This window comes from Pseudomonas sp. GL-RE-26 (assembly GCF_019956275.1).
GTDB lineage: Bacteria > Pseudomonadota > Gammaproteobacteria > Pseudomonadales > Pseudomonadaceae > Aquipseudomonas > Aquipseudomonas grandcourensis.
Window position 1 is genome coordinate 197,383 of record NZ_JAHBDI010000066.1, and the last position, 20,010, is coordinate 217,392.

A 20,010-nucleotide genomic window follows, 5' to 3' on the forward strand; every position below is an offset into this window, starting at 1 on the left:
ACCTGCTCCGGACTCCGGAAAGGAGGGCGGTCAAGTGTTGGATGCGCTTTCTGATGTCTTGCGCGTGATTCGGTTGTCTGGAGGGGTCTTCCTCGAGGCGGAACTCACTGCGCCCTGGTGCATCAACGGCAGAATCTCGGCGGATGATTGCAAACCGTTCCTGGCGGCACCTCGACACATCATTGCGTCGCACTTTGTCGCCGCGGGGTGCATGCAAATTCAAATCGACGGTGGTGCCGCCATCGAGGTAAGAGCTGGCGAACTCGTTCTGCTTCCTCGCAACGACGCTCATTCCTTTGGCAGTGACCTGGGCATTGCGCCCATGCCGGCCAGAGAAGTCATCCAGCCGCCAGAAGTCGGCGGCATTTCGAGGATCAAGTACGGCGGGGGCGGCGAGGCCACGCAGTTGTTGTGCGGGTTCCTCGGTTCGGAAACTCCCTTCAGCCCGCTGCTTTCGTCGCTGCCTTCCTTATTGAAGCTGGACCTGCGGGCGACGGCTTCAGGCACCTGGATCGAAAGCTCCTTCCGTTTTGCTGTCAGTGAAATCGCGGCGGGACGCGTTGGCTCGACAACGGTCATCGCCAAACTATCCGAACTGCTATTCGTCGAGGCTGTCGGCCAGTATGTCGCCAGCCTTCCCGCTGAGCGGCGCGGGTGGCTGGCGGGTTTGCGCGATCCGCATATCGGGCGCGCCCTGGCGCTACTGCATGCTCGCCCAACCGAAGGCTGGACCGCAGAAGCACTGGCGCTCGAGGTGGGCATGTCGCGCTCGGTGTTCGCCGAGCGCTTCACGGCATTGGTCGGACAGCCGCCGATGCAATACCTGACGCTGTGGCGCATGCACGTGGCGGCTCAACAGCTGCGCGAAGGTCGCGGCAATGTGGCGCAAATCGGCTTTGCCGTTGGCTACGATTCCGAAGCCGCGTTCAGTCGCGCATTCAAACGTCAGTTCGGCACATCCCCCGGCACCTGGCGCAGACAATCCGCATGAGTGGGGCCGGTGCCAGCTCTGCATGGTTACCTGGCCAGGCTTGACCCTTTGAACTCAAGGAAGCCGAGGCGATTCTGCCCGAGCCTGGCTGGCTCGCAGCGTTTTGGAGACCTGGGCTTGGATCTCGTAGGCAGGCGCCTCGACGGCTTCGTAATCACGGGTATAGCGAGTGGCAAACTCGCGATTACCCCATTGCTGATACTGCTGCACGTGCTTCAATTCATGCGCCCACAGCGCGACATCGTTCAGTGCATCTTCGGCACGTCTAAAGACGATGATGTCGATAAGGGTGACCGCACGGATATCGGGATTCTGCAGCATGGTGTTTGCGGCGTTCAGTTCCACATCATCGCCGACCTTGTAGCGCGCCGAATCGAGCACTTGAATGTCGTACCAGGGTTCGAGCTGGGCCCGAATATTCAGCGGAATTGGCCGGATATCGCCCGTTGCCGCAGAGTCGCGCGATTGCACAATCCAGCTCTGCAACCCAGAGGCCGCCATCTGGTTCATGTCGTCGAAGATTGATCCCGCTTCCTCTTCGGAACCTGGAGCACAAAAACAAGCGACCATGCAGACCTGGGACTGCCCGGCCGGGCAGGCGAAAACCGAGGACGAGGTGCCTGCGCAAAAGAGCACGATCGCTAACCGGAAAACTTGACGCAAAAATACAGCTGACAATGGGTTCTCCCATGGGCAATGGCGGTCGGCAGGCGATACGTTGGGCATCTTGCACCCATTGTCCTGCCGCGTGTTGGACCGCTGCGACACTGTTCGATTCCCTGGGTTCCACAGTTTCTTTTGGGCGTTTCCCTCAATGCCTGTAAGGCCCTGCCTGGCCGAAAGCAGCACGGTTGAGTCGCCAATCGGTAAAAACCGGCTGATAACCTGGCGCTAACGTAACCCCAAAGACTGACGCAACTGCGCCGGACTCACTCCAAGGCGTTGCTTGAAGGTGGTCGCCATGTGCGCCTGGGAGTTGAAACCACAGGCGTAGGCGATCTCCGTCAGGGTGGCGGTGGAATCGCGCATCAGGGCGCGGGCCTTGGCTAGGCGTCGGTCGATCAGGTAACTGTGCGGGCTTTTGCCGGTGGCGTTTTTGAAGGCCCGCATGAAATATCCTTCGGACAATTCGAGCAGGCCCGCCATCGCCGGTACGCTCAACGGGCCATCGAGGCCTGTATCTATGAACTCATCGAGCAAGCGCATCCGGCTACCGGTTATCGCGCCATGGGGTGCTGTCGCCACCGCTTCGCTACCCGTCGCCCGCTCGGACAACGCCAGTGCCCAGGCTTCCCAATCGTCCTCCACAGAGGCCAGCAACAGCGCGGCGCGCATTCGCCACGCGAGGGCAGAGGCCTGCCGGTCGATGCGATTGTTGAAGGCACGATCCCCGACCAACGCCATACCGTCGGTGCGTATCACCCGCAGATATTCACCGCCCTGGGGGGATTCGGACAACACGTCACACCCGGCGGGAACGAACGCCAGGCCGTTGGGTACGGCATCGAAGGGGCGTATTCGGTCACTGCCGATGGCGTGCAGGCCTCGCTGGCTGTCGAAGGCGAAGCCGATTCCCGCCTGGGTCGCGACATAGCGGGTCGCGTAGGCGCTACCGGGGAGCAATTCGATCGCCCATGGGCCGGCCTCGATACGACGGACCGGTTCGGACAGCAGTGGCGGCGGCGGGCGATTTCGATGACTCATGGACACCATAGTAGTGAAGAGAGGGGACAAAAGTCAGGTCAGTTTTTTGAAAGCCGGTATACGGCGCCGTTGTTCAAACTGGGCAAAATCTCAGGGGGACCCCTCATGCACAGACTGACTCGCGACGATATCGAACAGGCCGCTCGCCAGGTTTACCAGGTCATGCCCGCCACCGCCCAGTACCCTTGGCCCTTGCTGGCTCAGCGGTTGGGTTGCACGGTGTGGGTCAAACACGAAAATCACACGCCTACCGGTGCTTTCAAAGTGCGCGGCGGTATCACGTTCATGCACTGGCTCAAACGCGAGCACCCGGGCGCGAAGGGCATTGTCAGCGCTACCCGCGGCAACCATGGGCAGAGCCTGGCACTGGCGGCTCGCACACTGGGGTTGCAGGCGTTGATCGTCGTGCCGCAAGGTAACTCGGTAGAAAAGAACAACGCCATGCGCGGTTTTGGTGCTGAAGTGGTCGAGTATGGCCGCGATTTCGATGATGCCCGTGAGGAGGCTGCCCGCCTGGCGCAAGCGCATGACCTGTTCCTGGTTCCGCCGTTTCACACCGAATTGGTCAAAGGCGTCGCCACTTATGCGCTGGAGCTGTTCACCGCAGCGCCGGACCTGGACACCGTTTATGTGCCGATTGGTTGTGGATCGGGGATTTGCGGGGTGATCGCCGCCCGAGATGCGCTGGGACTGGAAACAGAGGTGGTTGGCGTGGTTTCCACGGAGGCGGCGGCCGCACAGTTGTCGTTTGACGCTGGCGCGATTCGCGAAACCGCCTCGGCCAATACCTTTGCCGACGGCCTGGCCGTGCGCAAGCCGATTCCCGAAGCCTTTGCCGTCTACGCGGCAGGTGCGGCGCGGATCGTATCGGTCAGCGATGACCAGATCGCCGAAGCCATGCGCGTGTATTACACCGATACCCATAACCTTGCCGAAGGAGCCGGTGCGTCAGCGCTGGCAGCGCTGATCTCGGAACGTGAAGCCATGTCGGGAAGAAGGGTGGGGGTGATTCTGTCCGGTGGCAACGTCGACAGATCGGTGTATGCACGAGTGATTGCGTGAAAGGGGCCATGGCCCTTGTCACATAAATTTGAAATGCACGGCATTGCTCCGCAGAATCACGCCCCGATCCGGCCAAAGGCGCCGGACGTTCGTGGTGAATAGGGGCCGCAGTTGAACGAACAGACATTGTCCATGCGCCTGGAGCGCGTGGCGGCATATGTGCCAGCCGGTGCGCGCCTGGCCGATATCGGCTCGGATCACGGTTACCTGCCGGTGGCATTGATGCGCCGTGGCGCCATCGCGGCGGCGGTGGCCGGCGAAGTGGCGTTGACGCCGTTCCACGCGGCCAACCGCACCGTGCGCGAGAACGGCCTGGATTTGCAAGTTACAGTGCGCCTGGCCAATGGCCTGGCGGCAATCGAGCCGGAAGACGGGATTACGGCGGTCAGCCTCTGCGGCATGGGCGGCGAAACCATCCGCGACATCCTCGACAGCGGCAAGGCGTACCTGAGCGGTCAGGAGCGCCTGATCCTGCAACCCAACGGTGGCGAGCAGCCACTGCGCCAGTGGCTGATGGACAATGGTTACCGCATCCTCTGCGAGGAAGTGCTGCGAGAAAATCGTTTCGACTATGAAATCATCGTCGCCGAGCACTCCGGACCGGTGATCTACACCGCCCAAGAGCTGTACTTCGGTCCGTTGCAGATGCAGGCCCGTACTCCGGCGTTCCTGCTCAAGTGGCAGCGCAAGTTACGCCAGAAACAGAAGACCCTGAGCCACGTTGCCCGGGCGCAGCAGGCCGTGCCCGAGGAAACGGTGCAGGACATCGCGCGGCAGGCCCGGTGGATCACAGAGTTGCTGGCTTGAGCCAGGTCCGGGACTTGTAAACGTCTTCGATTACGCGGGCGATGGATCGGCGTTTTTCCCGGAACCATTGCCTTTGGCCTGACGGGCGCTGCGCCGCAGTTCCTGTGGCGTGCGCCCCACGACTCGCACGAAGCTGCGAAGCATGTGGTCGGCATCGCCGAATCCGAAGCACCTGGCGATCTCTTCGAATGTCTGCAGGCCGTCCTCGACCAGTGGCCGCGCCGACTCGATACGCAGGCGCTCCAGTTGGTCGACCACCTGCAAGGCCTCGGTCGCGACTTGCAGTCCACTCGAAGCGCTGATCAATCCGCCCTCAAGGGACGCGACAGTGAATCGATAGCCGGGAGGGCGTGCGCGATTGGCGTTGGAGAAGGCTTCGAGCGGGCCACTCAGATCGAGCAATACGAAGCCCGGATAGACCAGGAAACATATGTGACGCTGCATGCACGGAACATCCACAGTCTGAATGGGGTCATGGTACGCGCTTGCTGTCGGGAAGGTCACGGGGGGGCATTGAACCCAACCGCCTCATGCAAGGTGCCTGGGCTTGTCGGCCGAAATCCAGGGATATATGTCCATTTCGTGCCGTCTTCTCGCCGTACCGTAATTGCACCACCCCCACATTGCGGACGTGCAACATGACCTTCAACCGAATTCATCCTGCCAGACTCATCTCCTGCGCCACCTTGCTGGGGGCGATCCTGATGGCGCCCGGCATCGGTTTCGCCGCCGAGAACCCCTACGCCGATCCAGCCAAACCGGCGCTGCCAGCTTCCACTTTTCAATGGGATTCCAGTCGAACTGCGCTGGTCGTGATCGACCCGCAGATCGACTTCATGAGCCCTGAGGGAGCGGGCTGGTCGGTCTTCGGCCAGAGCGTTACCGAGCAGAATCTGGTGCCAAATCTGACCCGGCTTTTCACGGCGTTCAAGCAGGCCGGAGCGACCGTCGCCATCTCGCCACACTACTACTATCCCCAAGATCATCAGTGGAAGTTTGAGGCGCCAGCGGAGACCGTTCAGCACAAGCTGGGTATGTTCGACCGCAAGGGCGCTCTGACGCTCGATGGATTCCGCAATTCGGGTGCCGACTTCATGAAGGAGTTCAAACCCTTCATCGAAGACGGCAAGACCCTCGTCGCCTCACCGCACAAGTTGTATGGCCCGCAAAGCAACGACCTGATGCTGCAGCTGCGCAAGCAGCGGGTCGACAAAATCATCCTGGCGGGCATGGCCTCCAACCTGTGCGTCGAATCGCACCTTCGCGAGTTTCTGGAGCGCGGTTTCGAGGTGGTTGTCGTACGTGACGCCGTCGCCGGCCCGAAGCTGCCTGACGGCGATGGATACGGGAGCGCGCTGGTCAATTTCCGCTACATCGCCAACGGCCTGATGACGACCGATGAGGTCGTGAAAAAGCTGGAAGGGCGCTGACCTTGGACATGACCAGACAGGGGAGTACCCGCACAGGATCTGCTGAAGTTCATTCGCGGCTGATCCGGCCCATCCATGGCTCTGCTGCTCGCAGGGCCATGGATAGGCTCTTGGGTCGGCCTCATTACTCTTCTTCCCTGAGCGCATGGATCCGCCCTGATTTTTCTGCAGCTATCAACGCAGCATGATCTTTCGCATTTTGATTGGCATAAGCGATGGAAAATTTGCCGATGGCCTGGTCGAAAGAGTCCAGCTTGCCCAAGTAACCACTGATGAGCGCCGCATCCCCGGATTTGGCATGGGCACGGGCGAGGGTATGACCACACCACTCGGCGTACATCTTCATCCGTGCGGCGGAAACGCCTTCGATGGGCGCTGACATTTTCATGTCCCGCAGCTGGCGTACAAAGAAATGCCGGCCATTTTGTCCGCGTGTCCAGCCCAGAAAGATGTCGCTGGAGGACTGCATCAGCCGCTGCCCCGTGACAACGCGCTGCCCCTGGTTTTCGTAGTCGCTGTTGCCTGCATAGGGTGCCAATACCGAGGGACAGGCCTCCTTGAATTGCAGGAGCAAGGGGTGGTTTTCCGCGGAAAAGAACAGCCCGACGAAACAATAGGTCCCCACGCTCCCGATCCCGACCGCTTTGACGGCAATGTCTTCGAGACGGTAACGATCAAAGAGCACGCGTCGTTCATGGGGCAGCGACAAGCGATAATCATGCAATGCGCTACGGACTCGCTGCTTGAAGCCCTTTTCATACACATGAAAAAGCAAAGGCGGCTGATCGATCAGTCGCCGCCGCCCGCCAACTTCGCTGCTGATCTTGGGGTAGAGGTAATCACCCAGACGCAACCTGGCCTTTGCGATCACTTGCTCGCGAATTTTCTTGATCTCGGCATTGGGCGCCATATCGATGATCGTTTGGGCATCCAGGCGGTCATACCAGATATCCAGCGGGCCCATTTTCGAAAATTTGCGCAGGCCCTCGCGGTAAGCGCAAGCGCATTTGACGGCAATGTCCCGTGCGTCTTTATCGTTGAGTCGGTTATCGCGCGCGGCCACGGTAAAACTGATCGCCAGGCGTTTGACATCCCATTCCCAGGGGGCCGGGAGCGTTTCGTCGAAATCGTTGATGTCAAATATCAGGTTGCGCTCAGGTGTCGCGAACAACCCGAAATTCATCAGGTGGCAATCCCCGCAGGCTTGCACCTTTACGCCAGTGGTTGGGGTCGTGGCCAGGTCATGCGCCATCAACCCCGCGGAGCCGCGTAAAAAGGTGAATGGACTGCGCAGCATACGCCCGTAGCGCAGTGGCACCAGGTTGGGCAGTCGAAAGCGGTTGGACTCTTCGAGCAGTTCGATAGGGTCGCGGCGCTTGCCGGGTGGTTTCCATTCGGCGTGAACCGAATGCGGCAGGCGTTCGCGTAGTTGCTCGCCTGCGAACAGACGCTCCTTGCGCGAGAGAAAGACCGAATCGTCACCGGTGTCGTCCGATGGCTTGGCCAGGCCGTCGGCAGATTTGCTTTTGCGGGGGGGCATGTCCACTCCTTTGCTCAACGAAGTCTGACTCGCTCGGGCACAGGATCTGGTAATGCGACTGTTCCATCAGCCCCCAGGGCGCGCGTGCACTGGCATCCTGGAAAGTGTCGAAGCTGTTTTTCAAGCGTAGCAGCTCCGATTCTGGATGCTGTATTGCCAGTACTGAATGAGCGCTCAATTCGAAGTGGTTTGCGGATGACTGCAGGCGACTCGAACTTGCCGGTAACCGGTAGGAAATTGAGCCACTGGTCGGGTCTGGCGACGAAAGTTCAGCGCAATAGCGGTTTTTTTTCCCGCATGGAACAGGAAACGATTCAGCTGCGTAGCGACGCGGGTTTCAGCCGAAGAGGCAGGCGTTCCCAGGTGCTGGAAACAGTACCGTTTGTCGATGTTTTTGCTCAAAAAATGAACGATCGGGATATGCTGGGCTCTGATTTCCCAGCAGGCGGATCCTTAGGTTCCCGCTGCACTCACTAGAAAAATGGACGTATACCTCATCTGCATTGAATGGAATGCACATGGGGATTTTTTTTACCTGAGACCTGGAGTGATAGTATGCCGTCATCACTGACTCGCTGGGCGAGTCGCTCTCTCTTGTAATACCAAATTATTTAGTTGCTTCAATCTTTGCCAACTTGACCTTGCAGGTGCGAATCAATAATCCGCATGCCTGGGGCATGGTCAATTTGCACTGCTGCTATAAGTGGAGATGTAGTCTTGGATATTAATACAATGATCGGCCTGATCGGCCAGAAAGAATCCATGGAGTTTTTGCGTTTAGGCGTTGTGTACGTTCATCTGTTGGCTTGCTGCGTAGCGATTGGCCTGGTGTTCGCCAGCGATGCCGCAATGGTCAAGGACTTACTGAAAGGTCGTGTGTCGTCGGGGCACGATAATGAACATATGGCCAGTCTTCAGAAGTCTGTTGCCAATGCGTTGATATTCTTGTGGGTCACCGGAGCTGCGATTATAGGCATTGATTACCTTGATAAAGGCATGACCTATTTTGCCAATCCGAAACTTCAAGCCAAAGTTATTATTGTATTGTTGCTGACGTTCAACGGCATGTTGTTGCACCGCTACGTATTGCCTGCAATGTTGAAGGCCAGTTCGTTGCTTGATCTTAAGGTCAATGTACGAATGTTTGCCCTGTTCTCTGGCGCACTGTCGGGCGTGTCCTGGTTGTATGCCGCCATGCTCGGTGTCGGTCGACCGCTGGCCTGGAAGTATTCGCTCACCGAGTTGCTGATGGCCTATCCGGTGTTGATCGTGCTCGGCTTTGCGATGATGGTGGCGCTGACCGAGTGGGCGCGTAAACGCAACGAAGCGACTCCGGTTCAAGAGTCTTCGTGGCTGTTTGCGGGTATTCCTGCGCTGCGCTGAGCTGACGAAATTCCGGGAAGAGGCGGGTGAAACCGTCTGAACCGCTCAAACATCAGACCCCCTCCTCGTGAGGGGTTTTTTGTGCGTGTGGATATCAGAGTTCAAAGAAAACCGGCTCGAATGGCCGGTTTTTTTCGTGTGAAATACGTCCATTTCATTTCAGCGCCAACGCGTTGATCGTCGCGCGTGAAAGCGATCCGAAGCGCTTAACCAACGGCCCAAACGCTGAGAAGCCCCTCATCCTTTCGACAAGGAGGAGGGCAGCGGGGTTGGTCTCGCGTCTACCGCTCATCGCCAAGGCATAAAATAGGCTTTGACATCATTGGGGCTTTGGTTGAGTATTAATGCATCGCATGCGATCTGATCGAAAGCGATAAAAGATAACGACAACCCTGACCGTTTGGAGATTCAGCCATGAACACCGGAAGCAGCCGCACAATGTTTATCTCGACCGCTCACGCTTCCCATGGCCAAAACGGCAACAACTGGATCATTGCACACGCCAATTGATGAACGTTGTCTTTTAATTATCACAAACGACGCATGCGATATAATCGCACGAAATATAAAGCCCTGAGGAAGTCCCCATGAGCAAGATCGAAAAAGTACTGGCCAGCGGCAAAACCCACACCACTCGAAACAGCGCAGGCAACACCTCGCGCGGCCATAACGGCAACCTCGACATCGTGCTGTCGTCCCCCGGCAGCGACACACCGGCACATGTGCTCACTGCCGTCCAGCCACACCCGAAAGCCGAGCAACTGTTCGCCGGAGCGTGGTCGGCCTGCTATATCGCAGCGGTGGGGCTGGCCGCCCAGCAGATGAAAGTGACACTGCCGACCGACACCGCCGTCGACATTGAAGTCGATCTGGGCCAGACCGGCGCGGCTTACTTCCTCCAGGCCCGACTGACCCTGCGAGTGCCGGGGCTTGACCAAGGGGTGGCGACTGAACTGGCCCACAACGCCGATTCCATCTGCCCTTACTCCAAGGCCACACGCGGCAACATTGATGTCGACATCAACGTCCTGACGGCATAACCCACTGCACGGCCGGCTCACCGGGGATCTTCCCGGTGAGCCGGCCGTCGGTGTTTATACGCACTACCGATACCATCGCGTACGACGTATAGTTTCAGCCTCGCCAGATTGAACCAAGAGAACGCCCATGAAAAACACCGACAAGACATCCGCCCTGGATCTCAAACTCTCCGAGTTCCTGTGTTTTGCGGTCTATTCCACCAACCTGGCCTTCGGCAAGGCCTACAAGCCGATGCTCGAACGGCTCGGCCTGACCTATACGCAATACATCACCCTGGTTGCGCTGTGGGAGGAAGACAACCAGACCGTTGGCAGCCTCGGCGAAAAGCTGTTTCTCGAATCCAATACCCTCACGCCGATCCTGAAGAAGCTGGAAGCGATGGGTTATCTGCTGCGCCAGCGCGACCCGGAAGACGAACGCCAGGTGCGGATCAGTCTCACCAAAGAGGGGCGAAAACTACGTGAAGGCCTCACCGAAGACGGCTTCCCGCAAACCGGACTTGACCCCGACGACTTCGTGCAGATGCAGAAGGCGATTGTGAAGTTACGGGGCAGTCTCATCCGGTCGACCAAGGACAGAGAGTAAGTCGTATCCAGTAAAGTGAGTGGCCCCGGATTTGCGAGGTGCACTGTGCGCAGAAACCCTTTGCGCAGGGTAATACGGCTATCGGATGTTGTGCGGCGGTTGTACCGCAGGACTGGCCATTGATCTGAATCCCCCCGATTTCGGCGTGAATTCCCCCCGCTAATGGGCGCGATTCCCCAGCAGGATTCGCGTCTCCATCAGCTCGGGAATTTCTAATTTCGAGCAATGTTTGCGGGGCGTTCAGGCGTGCCGACAAGTATTGTTACATCGATGGCAGGGTAATTGCTGAGCGAGGGTATCCCGTTCATGAAAGGTGTCGGGACGCCGTGGAGCTGTAAGTACCCCCCATTGAGTGATTGATGTAACCGTTGGGTTGCATCACGAAATACCCCTGGCTACTCAATGGAAGTGCCGCAGTCATCCTCTGCAACTGTCCAGGGGAAGTTGTTATGAAGCACTCCAAGCCAGCGCTGCACCCGTTTTCGGCCTTGATCATTCCATGGACGATGGTTTGCCTGCTCACGGTAACGCTGGTGGCGGCCGACGAACCTCAGGGCAATGACAATCAAAGTAACGATAAGTGGGTGGAGCCGGCACGCTCCAGGCTCATGCATGTGATTGGCGGGATGCCGTTCTTTCCCCATCGGGCCAACACCACCGGCAACCTGATCTTGAATGTGAAGGACTTTGACAATGCCCAGGTCTGTGGTGCTTGTCACACGGAGATCTACAAGCAGTGGCGCTCGTCGATGATGTCCCAGGCCTGGGATGAACCCATCTATCGGGCCTTGCTCAAACGTGCGAGTTCAGCCACCGAGGGCAAGGTCGATAACTTCTGCACCGGCTGCCATACCCCGATCGGTCTCACGACCGGGCAGATCACTTCGCAAGTCAACCGCTCCTCGATTGAAGACAGTGCGAAGAACCATCCGATGCCCGGGGTCGATTGCGAGACCTGCCACAACATCAGTGCCCGCACGGGCCTCGACAACGGCGCCTATGTCCTGAGCCCGCGAGCACACGGCAAACCGACCAAGTTCGGCCCGCGCCGGGATGCCGTTTCGCCTTATCACGACACCGTGTATTCCGCTCTGCACACCCGCTCGGACTTTTGCGGCACCTGCCACAACGTCACGCACCCCTTCAGCAGCGTGGCGGTGGAGCGCACCTACGATGAATGGCAGGAGAGCACCTACAGCCTGAACAATGTGACTTGCCAGAGTTGCCACATGCCGGGGTTTGCGGGCAAGGCCGCGATCATGGGGCCTGACCGCGAGGAGGTCGCCTCGCATTGGTTCAGCGGGGCCAACGCGATGATGCTCAAGCATCTCGGTCAGGAGGAGGGCGCGCAACGCGCACGCGACATGCTCACGCGCGCCGGGGACATAAAGTTCGAGCAAGTGCCGACAGCCATGACGCCCGGGCAATACACCTCGGTAGCCGTCAAAGTGACCAACGTCGGCGCCGGGCACAAGCTGCCGACCGGCTTTCCAGAGGGTCGGGAGATGTGGATCGATTTTCGGGTGCAGGATGCCAGTGGTCGCGAGATCTATCGCCTGGGTTCGATCAAGGACGGCAAGACCGAGGTCAACACACGAAATTTCAAGGTGCACATAGGCGACAAGGACGGCAATCCGCTGGACGTCGAGGTCTGGAACGCCACGCAGATTCTCTCGGACAACCGCATTCTGCCCAAGGGCTACGATATCGGGGAGTTCTCCTTCCTGGTGCCGGCCGACGCCGTCGGGCCGCTGACCCTGACAGCCGATCTGAACTACTGGCCGTTTTCCCAGAAACTGGCCGACTACCTGCTCGGCAAGGATAAAGTGCAGGTGGAAATCACCCGGATGTCCAACGTCACGCAGAGCGTACCCCTGTCGACCGGATCCGAAACGGCGAAGCAGGCGGTACCCGCGAAGTTGAAACTCGACGACGCTAGCGCTTACTACAAAGAATGAACACGTCATTGCCATCGTCGAACAGGTAACGCGTCTCGGATTGGAGCATGGCAGGTGGGTTAATGCGCAGGTGTCGCCTTGCTCTCCCGGCAGGAGGCGGCCCAAGCCGAGGGTGTCTTGCCAAACTGGCTGCGGAACCAGCGTGAAAAGTCACCGGCCGAGGAAAAGCCAAGGAGTTCGGCCACCTCATACAGTCGGCGTTTGCTGTTGGCCAGATACTCTTCGGCGAGTTCAGCACGAACAGCATTGATGATCGTTGTGACACTCTCTCCCTCGGCCGCCAGGTGTCGGTTAAGGGTGCGTCGATGCATGCCAAGATGCTGGGCCACCCCATCGACAGAACACAGTCCGCCTGGCAGCAGCATCTTGACGATCTGGCGTACCCGCTGCGTCGGTTCGTCGCGCAGGTTAGCCAACTGCAGGTCCAGCGATCGCTTCACCTCACGATGCAACGCAGGGTCAGCCGCAGGGATTGGCATGTCCAGATCGCGGGCCCGACAAACGATGGCATTGAATTCCTGGGAAAACTCGATCGCTGTTCCCAACACGCGGTGGTGCACTTCAAGGCTGGAAGGACGTTCGTGGGTAAAACTGACCCTTACCGGGCGGAACGTATTGCCCGTGAGCACGCTCAAGGTCCGCAATCCAATGCCCGTCGACTGTTCGATGGCCTGGCGCCAGACACCGTGACCACCCTGCATATTCACACCCACATGCAGCAGCACCAGGTCGCCTGCATCTTCAAGTCGCAACTCCACTCCGGCGTTATGCAACCGCATGTAGCGCGCGCAGGATTGCAAGGCGGCGCGAAGTGTCGGTTCTTCGCGGATGAGCAGCGCGAGCATGCCGAAGTTGGACAGTTGCCGCGTTTGCGCGAGCAACAATCCGAAGGATTCTTGCCCGGACAGGCGGGCTGACTCCTCCAGCAGCCAACCCACCGAATCGATGCTGATCATGATGTTCGGATCGTCGAGGACACTGGCCGGCAACCTGGCCAGCCGCAGCATGCGAAATGGATCGAGCCCCACTGAGCGGGCAACCTGCTCATAGGCGGTAAGGCTGGCACTTCGCGTCAGGGTATACATGCGTCCCCGTGTCCCAATTTCACAAGATTGTGTCCTGAGGAGCTTAGTGCATGACAGCCTCCCAGGGCTACCTTCAAGTCGACAACTACAAAACGACGGAGGTAGATAATGGATACGCACACTGCAATGCGCGTCGGTCAGCCGCTCGCTGCAATGGAGCAGGTGGATGCCGACGACCCTGATGCATTCAACCACCGCTTTGCCGAACTCAACGGCATACACATGCATTACATCGACGAGGGACAGGGCCCGCTCGTCATCCTGCTGCACGGATTTCCCTACCTTTGGTACATGTGGCGGCGCCAGATCGTGGCGTTGGCCGAGGCCGGTTATCGGGTGGTGGTCCCCGATCAACGGGGTTTTGGCCAAACCGATCGACCCGATGCCATTGAAGCCTATGACATGAGTCAGGCCGTCGGCGACATGGTGGGCTTGATGGCGACTCTGGGCGAAACGTGCGCGGTGATCATCGGGCACGACCTGGGCGCCTGGGTGGCCCAGGCGGCGGCCATGTTGCGACCGGATCTGTTCCGTGGCCTGGTGATGCTCAATACGCCGGTGCCTCCGCGCGGCAAGGTCAAGCCGACCACAGGTTTGCAGGCAATGGCAAAGGGCAGGGTGTATCACCACCTGTATTTCCAGCAGCTCGACAAGCCGGACCGCGAGTTGGCCAGCGATCCGCGCAAGACTTTGCGCAGCGTCTTCTACTCGATTTCCGGCAGCGCTGTCGGCGCTGAACGCTGGCGATTGTTCGTCGAGCCTGGTGAGCCGATTCTCAACGCCTTCACTGAACCGAAGGGCGAGTTCCCGTCGTGGTTGAGCGCACGGGCGCTCGACTACTACGTCGCTGAGTACACGCGCACAGGGTTTACCGGTGCCCTGAACTACTACCGCTGTCGCGACCGGAACTGGGAGATCACCGCGTTTCTCGACGGTGCGGTGGTACGCCAGCCGAGCCTGTTCATTGGTGGTGCCGCCGACCCGTCACTGGAGCCGGTCGAAATCCGCGCGCTCTACGAACAACTCGACACCTATCTACCCGGGTTACAGAAGAAGGTACTGCTACCCGGCGTAGGTCATAGCGCCGCGGAAGAAAGCGCCGATCATGTCAATGAACTGCTCCTGACGTTTCTCGAGCAGTTCTGACGATGGGGGCGCGCTTGAGTGCTCGCCCCCCCATTCGCTCCTTTCGCAGCAATGACTGTTACTCAGTTGAATGCCGTCAGGTCTTTCGGTGCGATGTCATGCTGCTCGCAATAAGCAAGATAGCGATGCAATCCAGACTTCCAGTTTTCGAGCGCGACGATGTTGTCGTTGCCGTCCAGGAACGCGAGATCGCCCGTCACATGAACCAGCGTGAGCACGTATCCGTCAGTGCTACCCGTGCTGACGACTTCAGGCGTGTGAGCCGATGCCGCCGTCTCGTAGACGATGCTGCCGGGGCCTGCGACCCAGTCATGCTCCTTGTATTTCCACTGGCCTTCGATCGTGTAGACCATGACAGTCCCCGTGTGATGGTGCCTGGGCAGTTGCATGTCCAGTGGCGCCTTCATCATGACGATCCATTCACCACGGATCGGGTCGAGCTTGAAGTACTTCAGCAGGACGTTTTGCGCATAGGGCGTAAAGGGTACCCACGGCAGCGATTGACCATCGATGACGGCGGTGTCGACGTGTTCGTAGAGCATGTCTATCTCCATTGATGCGGTTCAGATCGAGTATTCATCGGCAGCCAGGGCCACCCGACAATCGCTGATGGTCGGGTGCTCTGGTGGATCTGGGGAGACTGTTCGAATCAGCTGAGCGCGGTACCTGCGAGGGTGGCGCGCAGCATCTTTCTTGGCGCATTGCCGTAGTCGGCCACGGCGTAGTGCTGGACTTGCAGGTTGTCCCACATGGCAATCGTGTTGGTTCGCCACTTCAGGCGTACCTGGTACTCCGGAATTGCGGCCTGAGAGGTCAGGTAGTTCATCAGGTGATGAGCCTCCGGCATGAAGTCCTGGCCGTAGCGGATGTCCTCGAAGTTGAAGAAGTTCGAGAAATGGGTGGTGAACGCGGAGTTGACGAACAGCACCTTTTCGCCGGTTTCGGGATGAACAAGCACCACAGGATGTTCAGCGGCGGGATTCTTCGCGGCCATGGCGTGACGCTGTTCACGGGGCAACTGGGCGCCAAAGGTCTGATCAGCACTGTGCTTTGCGTACAGACCTTCGATCCTTTGCTTGATGCTTTCGGGCAGGTTCGCGTAAGCCATCACCATGTTGGACCACAGGGTATCGCCGCCGGATTCAGGACCCTGTTCGCAGCGCAATATCGCTCCGCGAGGCGGTGCCTGCTTGAAGGTGACATCCGTGTGCCAGAGGTTTTCGCGGCTGGCCTTTTCGACAAAGCTCTTGGGCTTGCCCGGGTCAAGGTTGCGGTACAGCATCAGCAGTTTGTCCGCCTCCGGATGGCTCGGCGCCAGGGGATGACCTTCCAGTTCGCCGAATTGTGCGGCGAAGTGCTGTTGCTCCAGGGGGGTGATGTCCTGGTCGCGGAAGAACAGCACTTTGTGCTTCAACCACAGTGCCCGGATTTGCGCGATCAGTTCGGGGTCCTGGGCCGCATCGGCCAGGTTGATGTTGCTGAGTTCGGCACCGATGGCGGGGGAGCAAATCTGCACCTTGATCGAATGCTGGCGCACTGACGACCGGATAATGGCAGGTGCCGAGGGGGTGAGGGGTGTAGGAGTGTCTTGGGTTGCGGCGACTTTTGTCATTGTTGTCTCCAGTCCGTGCTTGTACGGCGGTGCGCAATATGTGCATCCGGTTATAGGTAACCGACCCTGCCGATTGGGCAGAGAGGCCGGTCCTATAGTAGGTATCGCGGGCGCGTTGCCATGGGCGCAGCGGGACAGTTTCTTCGCATATTGGGACGTCGCCGTTGCCTTCAACCGGGTCGCCCGGATCGACGTTTTCACTGATCCCGTGATGAATGCTGGCGAGAATCGCTGCCGCTGCCCTCAAGTGGGTAGGCGCGGCAACGGACGGGCCCGCACCTTCGGGAGGGAAGGGTGCAACTGGTGACGGATCAAGCGCGGGAGCGAATTCATGGCTCCAGATATTCCCACGCTTGAATGTTCATTAAGTCAGCATTTGTGAACCTTTGGTTATTGCTTGAATAAATAACTGCGGCAGTTCACTGACGACATAATCAGCCGTTTGATAGACGATGCTAGCCTTTGCCTCCGCTGACACGGCCACTGCCGCTACCTCCGCTGCCGCTGCCGCTGCCGCTGCTGCTGCCGCTGCTGCTGCTGCTGCTGCTGCTGCCGCTGCCGCTGCTGCCGCTGCCGCTGCTGCTGCTGCTGCTGCTGCTGCTGCTGCCGCTGCCGCTGCTGCTGCTGCTGCCGCTGCCGCTGCCGCTGCTGCTGCTGCCGCTGCTGCTGCTGCTGCCGCTGCCGCTGCCGCTGCCGCTGCTGCTGCTGCTGCCGCTGCCGCTGCTGCTGCCACTACCACTACCACTGCTATCTTCCTGGTCATTGTTGACCCCGGCCTGTGGCCCGACGCCATCTCCCGTACGGAATGTCGGTAACGCAACCGAGGCCACGAATTTCACGCCGTCCCAGCTAGGCAAGGGTGTGGGCATCAATTGGAACTGGCCCGGGTGCTCAGAGTCCCAGCGCAGCAGCATCGACGTGTCCTCATGCTGTGTGTTGTGGCAGTGCTCCATGTAGGTACCGGCAAACTCACGGATGTGTATGGCCATTTCGACATCGTCGAGGCTGTCGGAATCGCGGCCTACACGGTAGATATCCTTGCGCGCGCCTTTTTCCCATTCTGGCGGCGGTTTGCCACCTCGAGTGAGAATGACCCCTTCCTCGAAGTGCACATGCACCGGGTGAGTCCAGCCATTGCCGCCGTTCTGGATCTTCCAGATTTCCAGCGTGCCTTCACCCTTGAACCCTGCCGGTGTCGGGCCAGTGGCCAGTTGTGGCGCGGCTGAAATCCGGCGCGGGTCCATGCCGAAGCCTCTGCCGCCATCGGTCTTGATCGTCCAGGGCTTGAAGTCCGTGCCGTTGGAGCGGCCAAAGATAAAGGTGCGGTGCCGCGCCTGGGCAAGCCGGGCGATATCGGCAGGGTCATCACGATGCAAGGGCAAGGGGATCATGAACCTGCCCTCGGGCTTGCCAGGCTTGGCGGGCTCGAAGTCGACCGGATTCATGCTGACATCCTGGCCGGTGTAAGGCTGGACGTTGAGTTGCAGGAACAGGCCCACGCCCGGGTCACCGTTGACCCACTGTGGCCCGTTGCTGGTTTGCCTGACAACGGGCAGGTACTTCTCGGAGAGTACATCCGCCAATGGAATGTCACGTTTTGGACGCTTGCCGTCTTCATGCTCCTCAATGTTGACGAAGAAAATCTTGTCGCCCGGGTTGATGCCGTTTTTCGCGAAGTCGACGACGATGTCATAGCGTTCGGCAACGCCCAGCATCGGCAGAATGGCATTGTTGTCCTGTGTGTCGCCGTCGCCATCGAGGTCCAGGCTGCCATCGAACGGCACCGCGTGCTCCATGATATTGCCGTCGTTGGCAATCATGTGGAACGGCACCCGGTTATAGGAAATCCCGGAGTTGTTCGGGCCAGGAAACTCGCCACCATTACCATTGACCTGACGCACCAGCGCCAGCTTGAAGTAGCGAGAAACCGATCCGTCGAGAATGCGCAAACGGTAGCGGCGGGCACGTACGTCCAGGAAGGGTTTGTACTCCCAGTTGGTCAGCACCTGGTCACCGAGAAAACCGTCGGTGTTGAAGGGGTTGAACCACAACTGGCCGGCCTGGTCCCAGGCCTTGTCGGCGATCGTCAAGTTGACGTCATAGTCGCGGTTACCCCACCCCAGCCCCGAACCGCTGGCCAGGCGCAGGTTGACCCCGTCGTCGACCGACTCGTTGCCACGGTCCACGGCGCTGTAGTAGTTCATCATCGTCGCATTGCCCTTGTAGACATTCTGCGCGGTGAAATCGAGCATGTGGTCGTGGAACCAGTGGGTGCTCATGGTTTCGCGCCAGTCGCCACGGATCTTGATGGTGCCGTTGTTGCAGGTCTTGAAGCCGGGGCTGGCGTCGTTGACGAACAGGATTTCACCGGGGTCGCAGGGGAATGCCGCACGCGGATCCTCAGCGCTGGTATTGATGGTGTCGTAACCGGCCAACTGGATCGGCCAGCGATAGTCGTAGTACTGGCCCGGGAAGAAGAACGCGTTGGTAAAGCCGTCGCTTTCGGCGGGCGAGTGGCCGTTGTGTTCATGGGTGGTGAGGGTGTGCAGGCCAAAGCCCCGGTTGGCCGATGGGTCAATGGGCAAGGCATCGTAATGACGCATCAGCATCGCTTGGCCATAGCGTACTAGAAGCAGTTTGGGCGGAAAGGTGCCATCGAATGTCCACACCGCATTATGGTCCTGGACAGGAAAGTTTTCGTGAAACTGCACTTGAATGCCCTTGGTCGTGCCCTCGTTGGCCGGGTTGCCGTTGGTGTTGTGATAGAGCCCGCCTGGCGCAAATTCCCCCACGGCGTAGTTATGCCGTTGCATACGATCACGCAAGCCGCTGTTGACGTGCGCGCCTGCTTGCACCGTCTTGAAGGCGTCGCGCGGGAAAAACTCATTGAAACGCTGGTGCGACCAGCCTTTTCCCGGCGGCCGGCCCTCTGCGGGCGAATCGACTCGGCGATTGAGGAAATCCTCGATCTGCGCCTTCCAGGGATTGCGGTCCAGTACATTGGAGAACTCTGTCGGGAAGGGCGTCAATGCCGGCTGCCTGAGAAAAGCGTCCAGCGCATCCGGCGACGGGCCGCTACGCGCCACCTTCAATGGATCTTGCGCCGGTGCGGGGCCCACCGTCGGAACCGGAAATGGAACAGGTGATGGCGGGTCGGTCGCATCCAGTTTGTTCGAGCCGAATTCCTCGAACAGTTCAAGCTTCTGTGTGAACGGTTGAACCCCGAACACCGGGCTGGGATTACCGTTAGTGGGGATATTGAAGCTGGTTTGCTGATCGGGTGGTAGCACATTGTCGACCAAGGGGGTCTTGCGGTTACCGGTCACACCATTGGGTAAGTCGAAGGCGCCGACGTTTGCGGGAGGCAGCTTGAGCAAGTCCCGCGATGCGGCATCGGGGTCGGCGGGCGGGTTGGTGAACGCCGATGGGTCGGTAGGAGGCGGTGGATCGGTGTTGTCGAGGGGGACTGCCTGGGTCTGGGACAAGCCCAGCCCCAACATGATCACGGCAGCAGAGATGCTCAGCGCCAGTCTGGTTTTGGACAATGCACTAGGTTTCGACCTTCCGGTATCTAGTTTCATCGCAAACACCTCTGACGGGTTCCTCGGAGCGTGGCAATGCATGGGCATCGAGCCACTGCCTCCAGCCCGGCTGGCGAAATGTCTG

The 20,010-nt window shown here is 59.2% G+C and carries 17 protein-coding genes; 9 read left to right on the top strand and 8 right to left on the bottom strand.

Annotated elements, in window-relative coordinates; all coding sequences use genetic code 11:
- The first annotated feature begins 34 nt into the window (after window positions 1-34).
- The gene (locus tag KGB07_RS26330) at window positions 35-991 is read left to right on the top strand and encodes an AraC family transcriptional regulator (RefSeq protein ID WP_223467032.1); all 957 of its coding nucleotides are present in this window, start codon (window positions 35-37) and stop codon (window positions 989-991) included.
- A 54-nt stretch (window positions 992-1,045) separates the two neighbouring features.
- Here KGB07_RS26330 and KGB07_RS26335 read toward each other — a convergent pair whose 3' ends face one another.
- Together KGB07_RS26335 and KGB07_RS26340 are read right to left on the bottom strand one after the other, a co-directional pair.
- Entirely contained in the window at window positions 1,046-1,717 is a 672-nt protein-coding gene (locus tag KGB07_RS26335; RefSeq protein WP_223467034.1) for a DUF4157 domain-containing protein, read from the bottom strand.
- Between the two features lie 165 nt (window positions 1,718-1,882).
- Window positions 1,883-2,704, bottom strand: coding sequence for a helix-turn-helix transcriptional regulator (locus KGB07_RS26340; protein ID WP_046037035.1), 822 nt, complete (start codon window positions 2,702-2,704; stop codon window positions 1,883-1,885).
- Window positions 2,705-2,800: 96 nt separating this feature from the next.
- Here KGB07_RS26340 and KGB07_RS26345 point away from each other — a divergent pair, with 96 nt between their 5' ends.
- Together KGB07_RS26345 and KGB07_RS26350 are read left to right on the top strand one after the other, a co-directional pair.
- Entirely contained in the window at window positions 2,801-3,757 is a 957-nt protein-coding gene (locus KGB07_RS26345) for a threonine dehydratase (protein ID WP_223467035.1), read from the top strand.
- A 111-nt stretch (window positions 3,758-3,868) separates the two neighbouring features.
- A complete protein-coding gene (locus tag KGB07_RS26350) occupies window positions 3,869-4,564 on the top strand; it encodes a tRNA (adenine(22)-N(1))-methyltransferase (protein ID WP_317850342.1) in 696 nt (231 codons plus the stop codon).
- Between the two features lie 30 nt (window positions 4,565-4,594).
- Here KGB07_RS26350 and KGB07_RS26355 read toward each other — a convergent pair whose 3' ends face one another.
- Window positions 4,595-5,008: a helix-turn-helix domain-containing protein gene (locus tag KGB07_RS26355; protein ID WP_046037032.1), complete on the bottom strand. Its 414-nt coding sequence runs from the start codon at window positions 5,006-5,008 to the stop codon at window positions 4,595-4,597.
- Between the two features lie 194 nt (window positions 5,009-5,202).
- Here KGB07_RS26355 and KGB07_RS26360 point away from each other — a divergent pair, with 194 nt between their 5' ends.
- Window positions 5,203-5,994, top strand: coding sequence for a cysteine hydrolase (locus KGB07_RS26360; RefSeq protein ID WP_185754719.1), 792 nt, complete (start codon window positions 5,203-5,205; stop codon window positions 5,992-5,994).
- A 124-nt stretch (window positions 5,995-6,118) separates the two neighbouring features.
- On the opposite strand, the gene KGB07_RS26365 is transcribed toward KGB07_RS26360, so the two are convergent.
- Window positions 6,119-7,552: a DUF2252 domain-containing protein gene (locus KGB07_RS26365; RefSeq protein WP_223467036.1), complete on the bottom strand. Its 1,434-nt coding sequence runs from the start codon at window positions 7,550-7,552 to the stop codon at window positions 6,119-6,121.
- Between the two features lie 714 nt (window positions 7,553-8,266).
- Between KGB07_RS26365 and KGB07_RS26370 the strand changes: the two genes are divergently transcribed.
- From KGB07_RS26370 to KGB07_RS26385, 4 genes are all read left to right on the top strand, one after another.
- Complete coding sequence (locus KGB07_RS26370; protein WP_080925219.1) at window positions 8,267-8,917, top strand: hypothetical protein; 651 nt, start codon at window positions 8,267-8,269, stop codon at window positions 8,915-8,917.
- A gap of 587 nt (window positions 8,918-9,504) precedes the next feature.
- Window positions 9,505-9,957: an Ohr family peroxiredoxin gene (locus tag KGB07_RS26375; RefSeq protein WP_046037030.1), complete on the top strand. Its 453-nt coding sequence runs from the start codon at window positions 9,505-9,507 to the stop codon at window positions 9,955-9,957.
- A gap of 127 nt (window positions 9,958-10,084) precedes the next feature.
- Window positions 10,085-10,543: a MarR family winged helix-turn-helix transcriptional regulator gene (locus KGB07_RS26380; protein WP_008051025.1), complete on the top strand. Its 459-nt coding sequence runs from the start codon at window positions 10,085-10,087 to the stop codon at window positions 10,541-10,543.
- A 449-nt stretch (window positions 10,544-10,992) separates the two neighbouring features.
- The gene (locus KGB07_RS26385; protein WP_046037029.1) at window positions 10,993-12,501 is read left to right on the top strand and encodes a multiheme c-type cytochrome; all 1,509 of its coding nucleotides are present in this window, start codon (window positions 10,993-10,995) and stop codon (window positions 12,499-12,501) included.
- 59 nt (window positions 12,502-12,560) lie between these two features.
- On the opposite strand, the gene KGB07_RS26390 is transcribed toward KGB07_RS26385, so the two are convergent.
- Entirely contained in the window at window positions 12,561-13,586 is a 1,026-nt protein-coding gene (locus tag KGB07_RS26390; protein WP_223467037.1) for an AraC family transcriptional regulator, read from the bottom strand.
- A gap of 108 nt (window positions 13,587-13,694) precedes the next feature.
- On the opposite strand from KGB07_RS26390, the gene KGB07_RS26395 reads away from it, so the two are divergent.
- Window positions 13,695-14,732, top strand: coding sequence for an alpha/beta fold hydrolase (locus tag KGB07_RS26395; protein WP_223467044.1), 1,038 nt, complete (start codon window positions 13,695-13,697; stop codon window positions 14,730-14,732).
- A gap of 62 nt (window positions 14,733-14,794) precedes the next feature.
- Here the strand turns inward: KGB07_RS26395 and KGB07_RS26400 are convergent, their stop codons facing one another.
- The 3 genes from KGB07_RS26400 to KGB07_RS26415 all read right to left on the bottom strand — a co-directional run bounded on the left by KGB07_RS26400 (window position 14,795) and on the right by KGB07_RS26415 (window position 19,925).
- A complete protein-coding gene (locus tag KGB07_RS26400; RefSeq protein WP_223467046.1) occupies window positions 14,795-15,274 on the bottom strand; it encodes a 2,4'-dihydroxyacetophenone dioxygenase family protein in 480 nt (159 codons plus the stop codon).
- A gap of 107 nt (window positions 15,275-15,381) precedes the next feature.
- A complete protein-coding gene (locus tag KGB07_RS26405) occupies window positions 15,382-16,254 on the bottom strand; it encodes a TauD/TfdA dioxygenase family protein (RefSeq protein WP_223467066.1) in 873 nt (290 codons plus the stop codon).
- Between the two features lie 545 nt (window positions 16,255-16,799).
- Window positions 16,800-19,925 (bottom strand): multicopper oxidase domain-containing protein, encoded by a 3,126-nt coding sequence (locus KGB07_RS26415; protein ID WP_223467047.1) that lies wholly within the window; start codon window positions 19,923-19,925, stop codon window positions 16,800-16,802.
- Window positions 19,926-20,010 lie beyond the last annotated feature (85 nt).

What these genes read in the sequence shown, in the direction of transcription:
- KGB07_RS26335 (WP_223467034.1), bottom strand. Translation starts at nt 1,717, where the DNA reads ATGCCCAACGTATCGCCTGCCGACCGCCATTGCCCATGGGAGAACCCA.
- KGB07_RS26340 (WP_046037035.1), bottom strand. Translation starts at nt 2,704, where the DNA reads ATGGTGTCCATGAGTCATCGAAATCGCCCGCCGCCGCCACTGCTGTCC.
- KGB07_RS26345 (WP_223467035.1), top strand. Translation starts at nt 2,801, where the DNA reads ATGCACAGACTGACTCGCGACGATATCGAACAGGCCGCTCGCCAGGTT.
- KGB07_RS26355 (WP_046037032.1), bottom strand. Translation starts at nt 5,008, where the DNA reads ATGCAGCGTCACATATGTTTCCTGGTCTATCCGGGCTTCGTATTGCTC.
- KGB07_RS26360 (WP_185754719.1), top strand. Translation starts at nt 5,203, where the DNA reads ATGACCTTCAACCGAATTCATCCTGCCAGACTCATCTCCTGCGCCACC.
- KGB07_RS26370 (WP_080925219.1), top strand. Translation starts at nt 8,267, where the DNA reads ATGATCGGCCTGATCGGCCAGAAAGAATCCATGGAGTTTTTGCGTTTA.
- KGB07_RS26375 (WP_046037030.1), top strand. Translation starts at nt 9,505, where the DNA reads ATGAGCAAGATCGAAAAAGTACTGGCCAGCGGCAAAACCCACACCACT.
- KGB07_RS26380 (WP_008051025.1), top strand. Translation starts at nt 10,085, where the DNA reads ATGAAAAACACCGACAAGACATCCGCCCTGGATCTCAAACTCTCCGAG.
- KGB07_RS26385 (WP_046037029.1), top strand. Translation starts at nt 10,993, where the DNA reads ATGAAGCACTCCAAGCCAGCGCTGCACCCGTTTTCGGCCTTGATCATT.
- KGB07_RS26390 (WP_223467037.1), bottom strand. Translation starts at nt 13,586, where the DNA reads ATGTATACCCTGACGCGAAGTGCCAGCCTTACCGCCTATGAGCAGGTT.
- KGB07_RS26395 (WP_223467044.1), top strand. Translation starts at nt 13,695, where the DNA reads ATGGATACGCACACTGCAATGCGCGTCGGTCAGCCGCTCGCTGCAATG.
- KGB07_RS26400 (WP_223467046.1), bottom strand. Translation starts at nt 15,274, where the DNA reads ATGCTCTACGAACACGTCGACACCGCCGTCATCGATGGTCAATCGCTG.
- KGB07_RS26415 (WP_223467047.1), bottom strand. Translation starts at nt 19,925, where the DNA reads ATGAAACTAGATACCGGAAGGTCGAAACCTAGTGCATTGTCCAAAACC.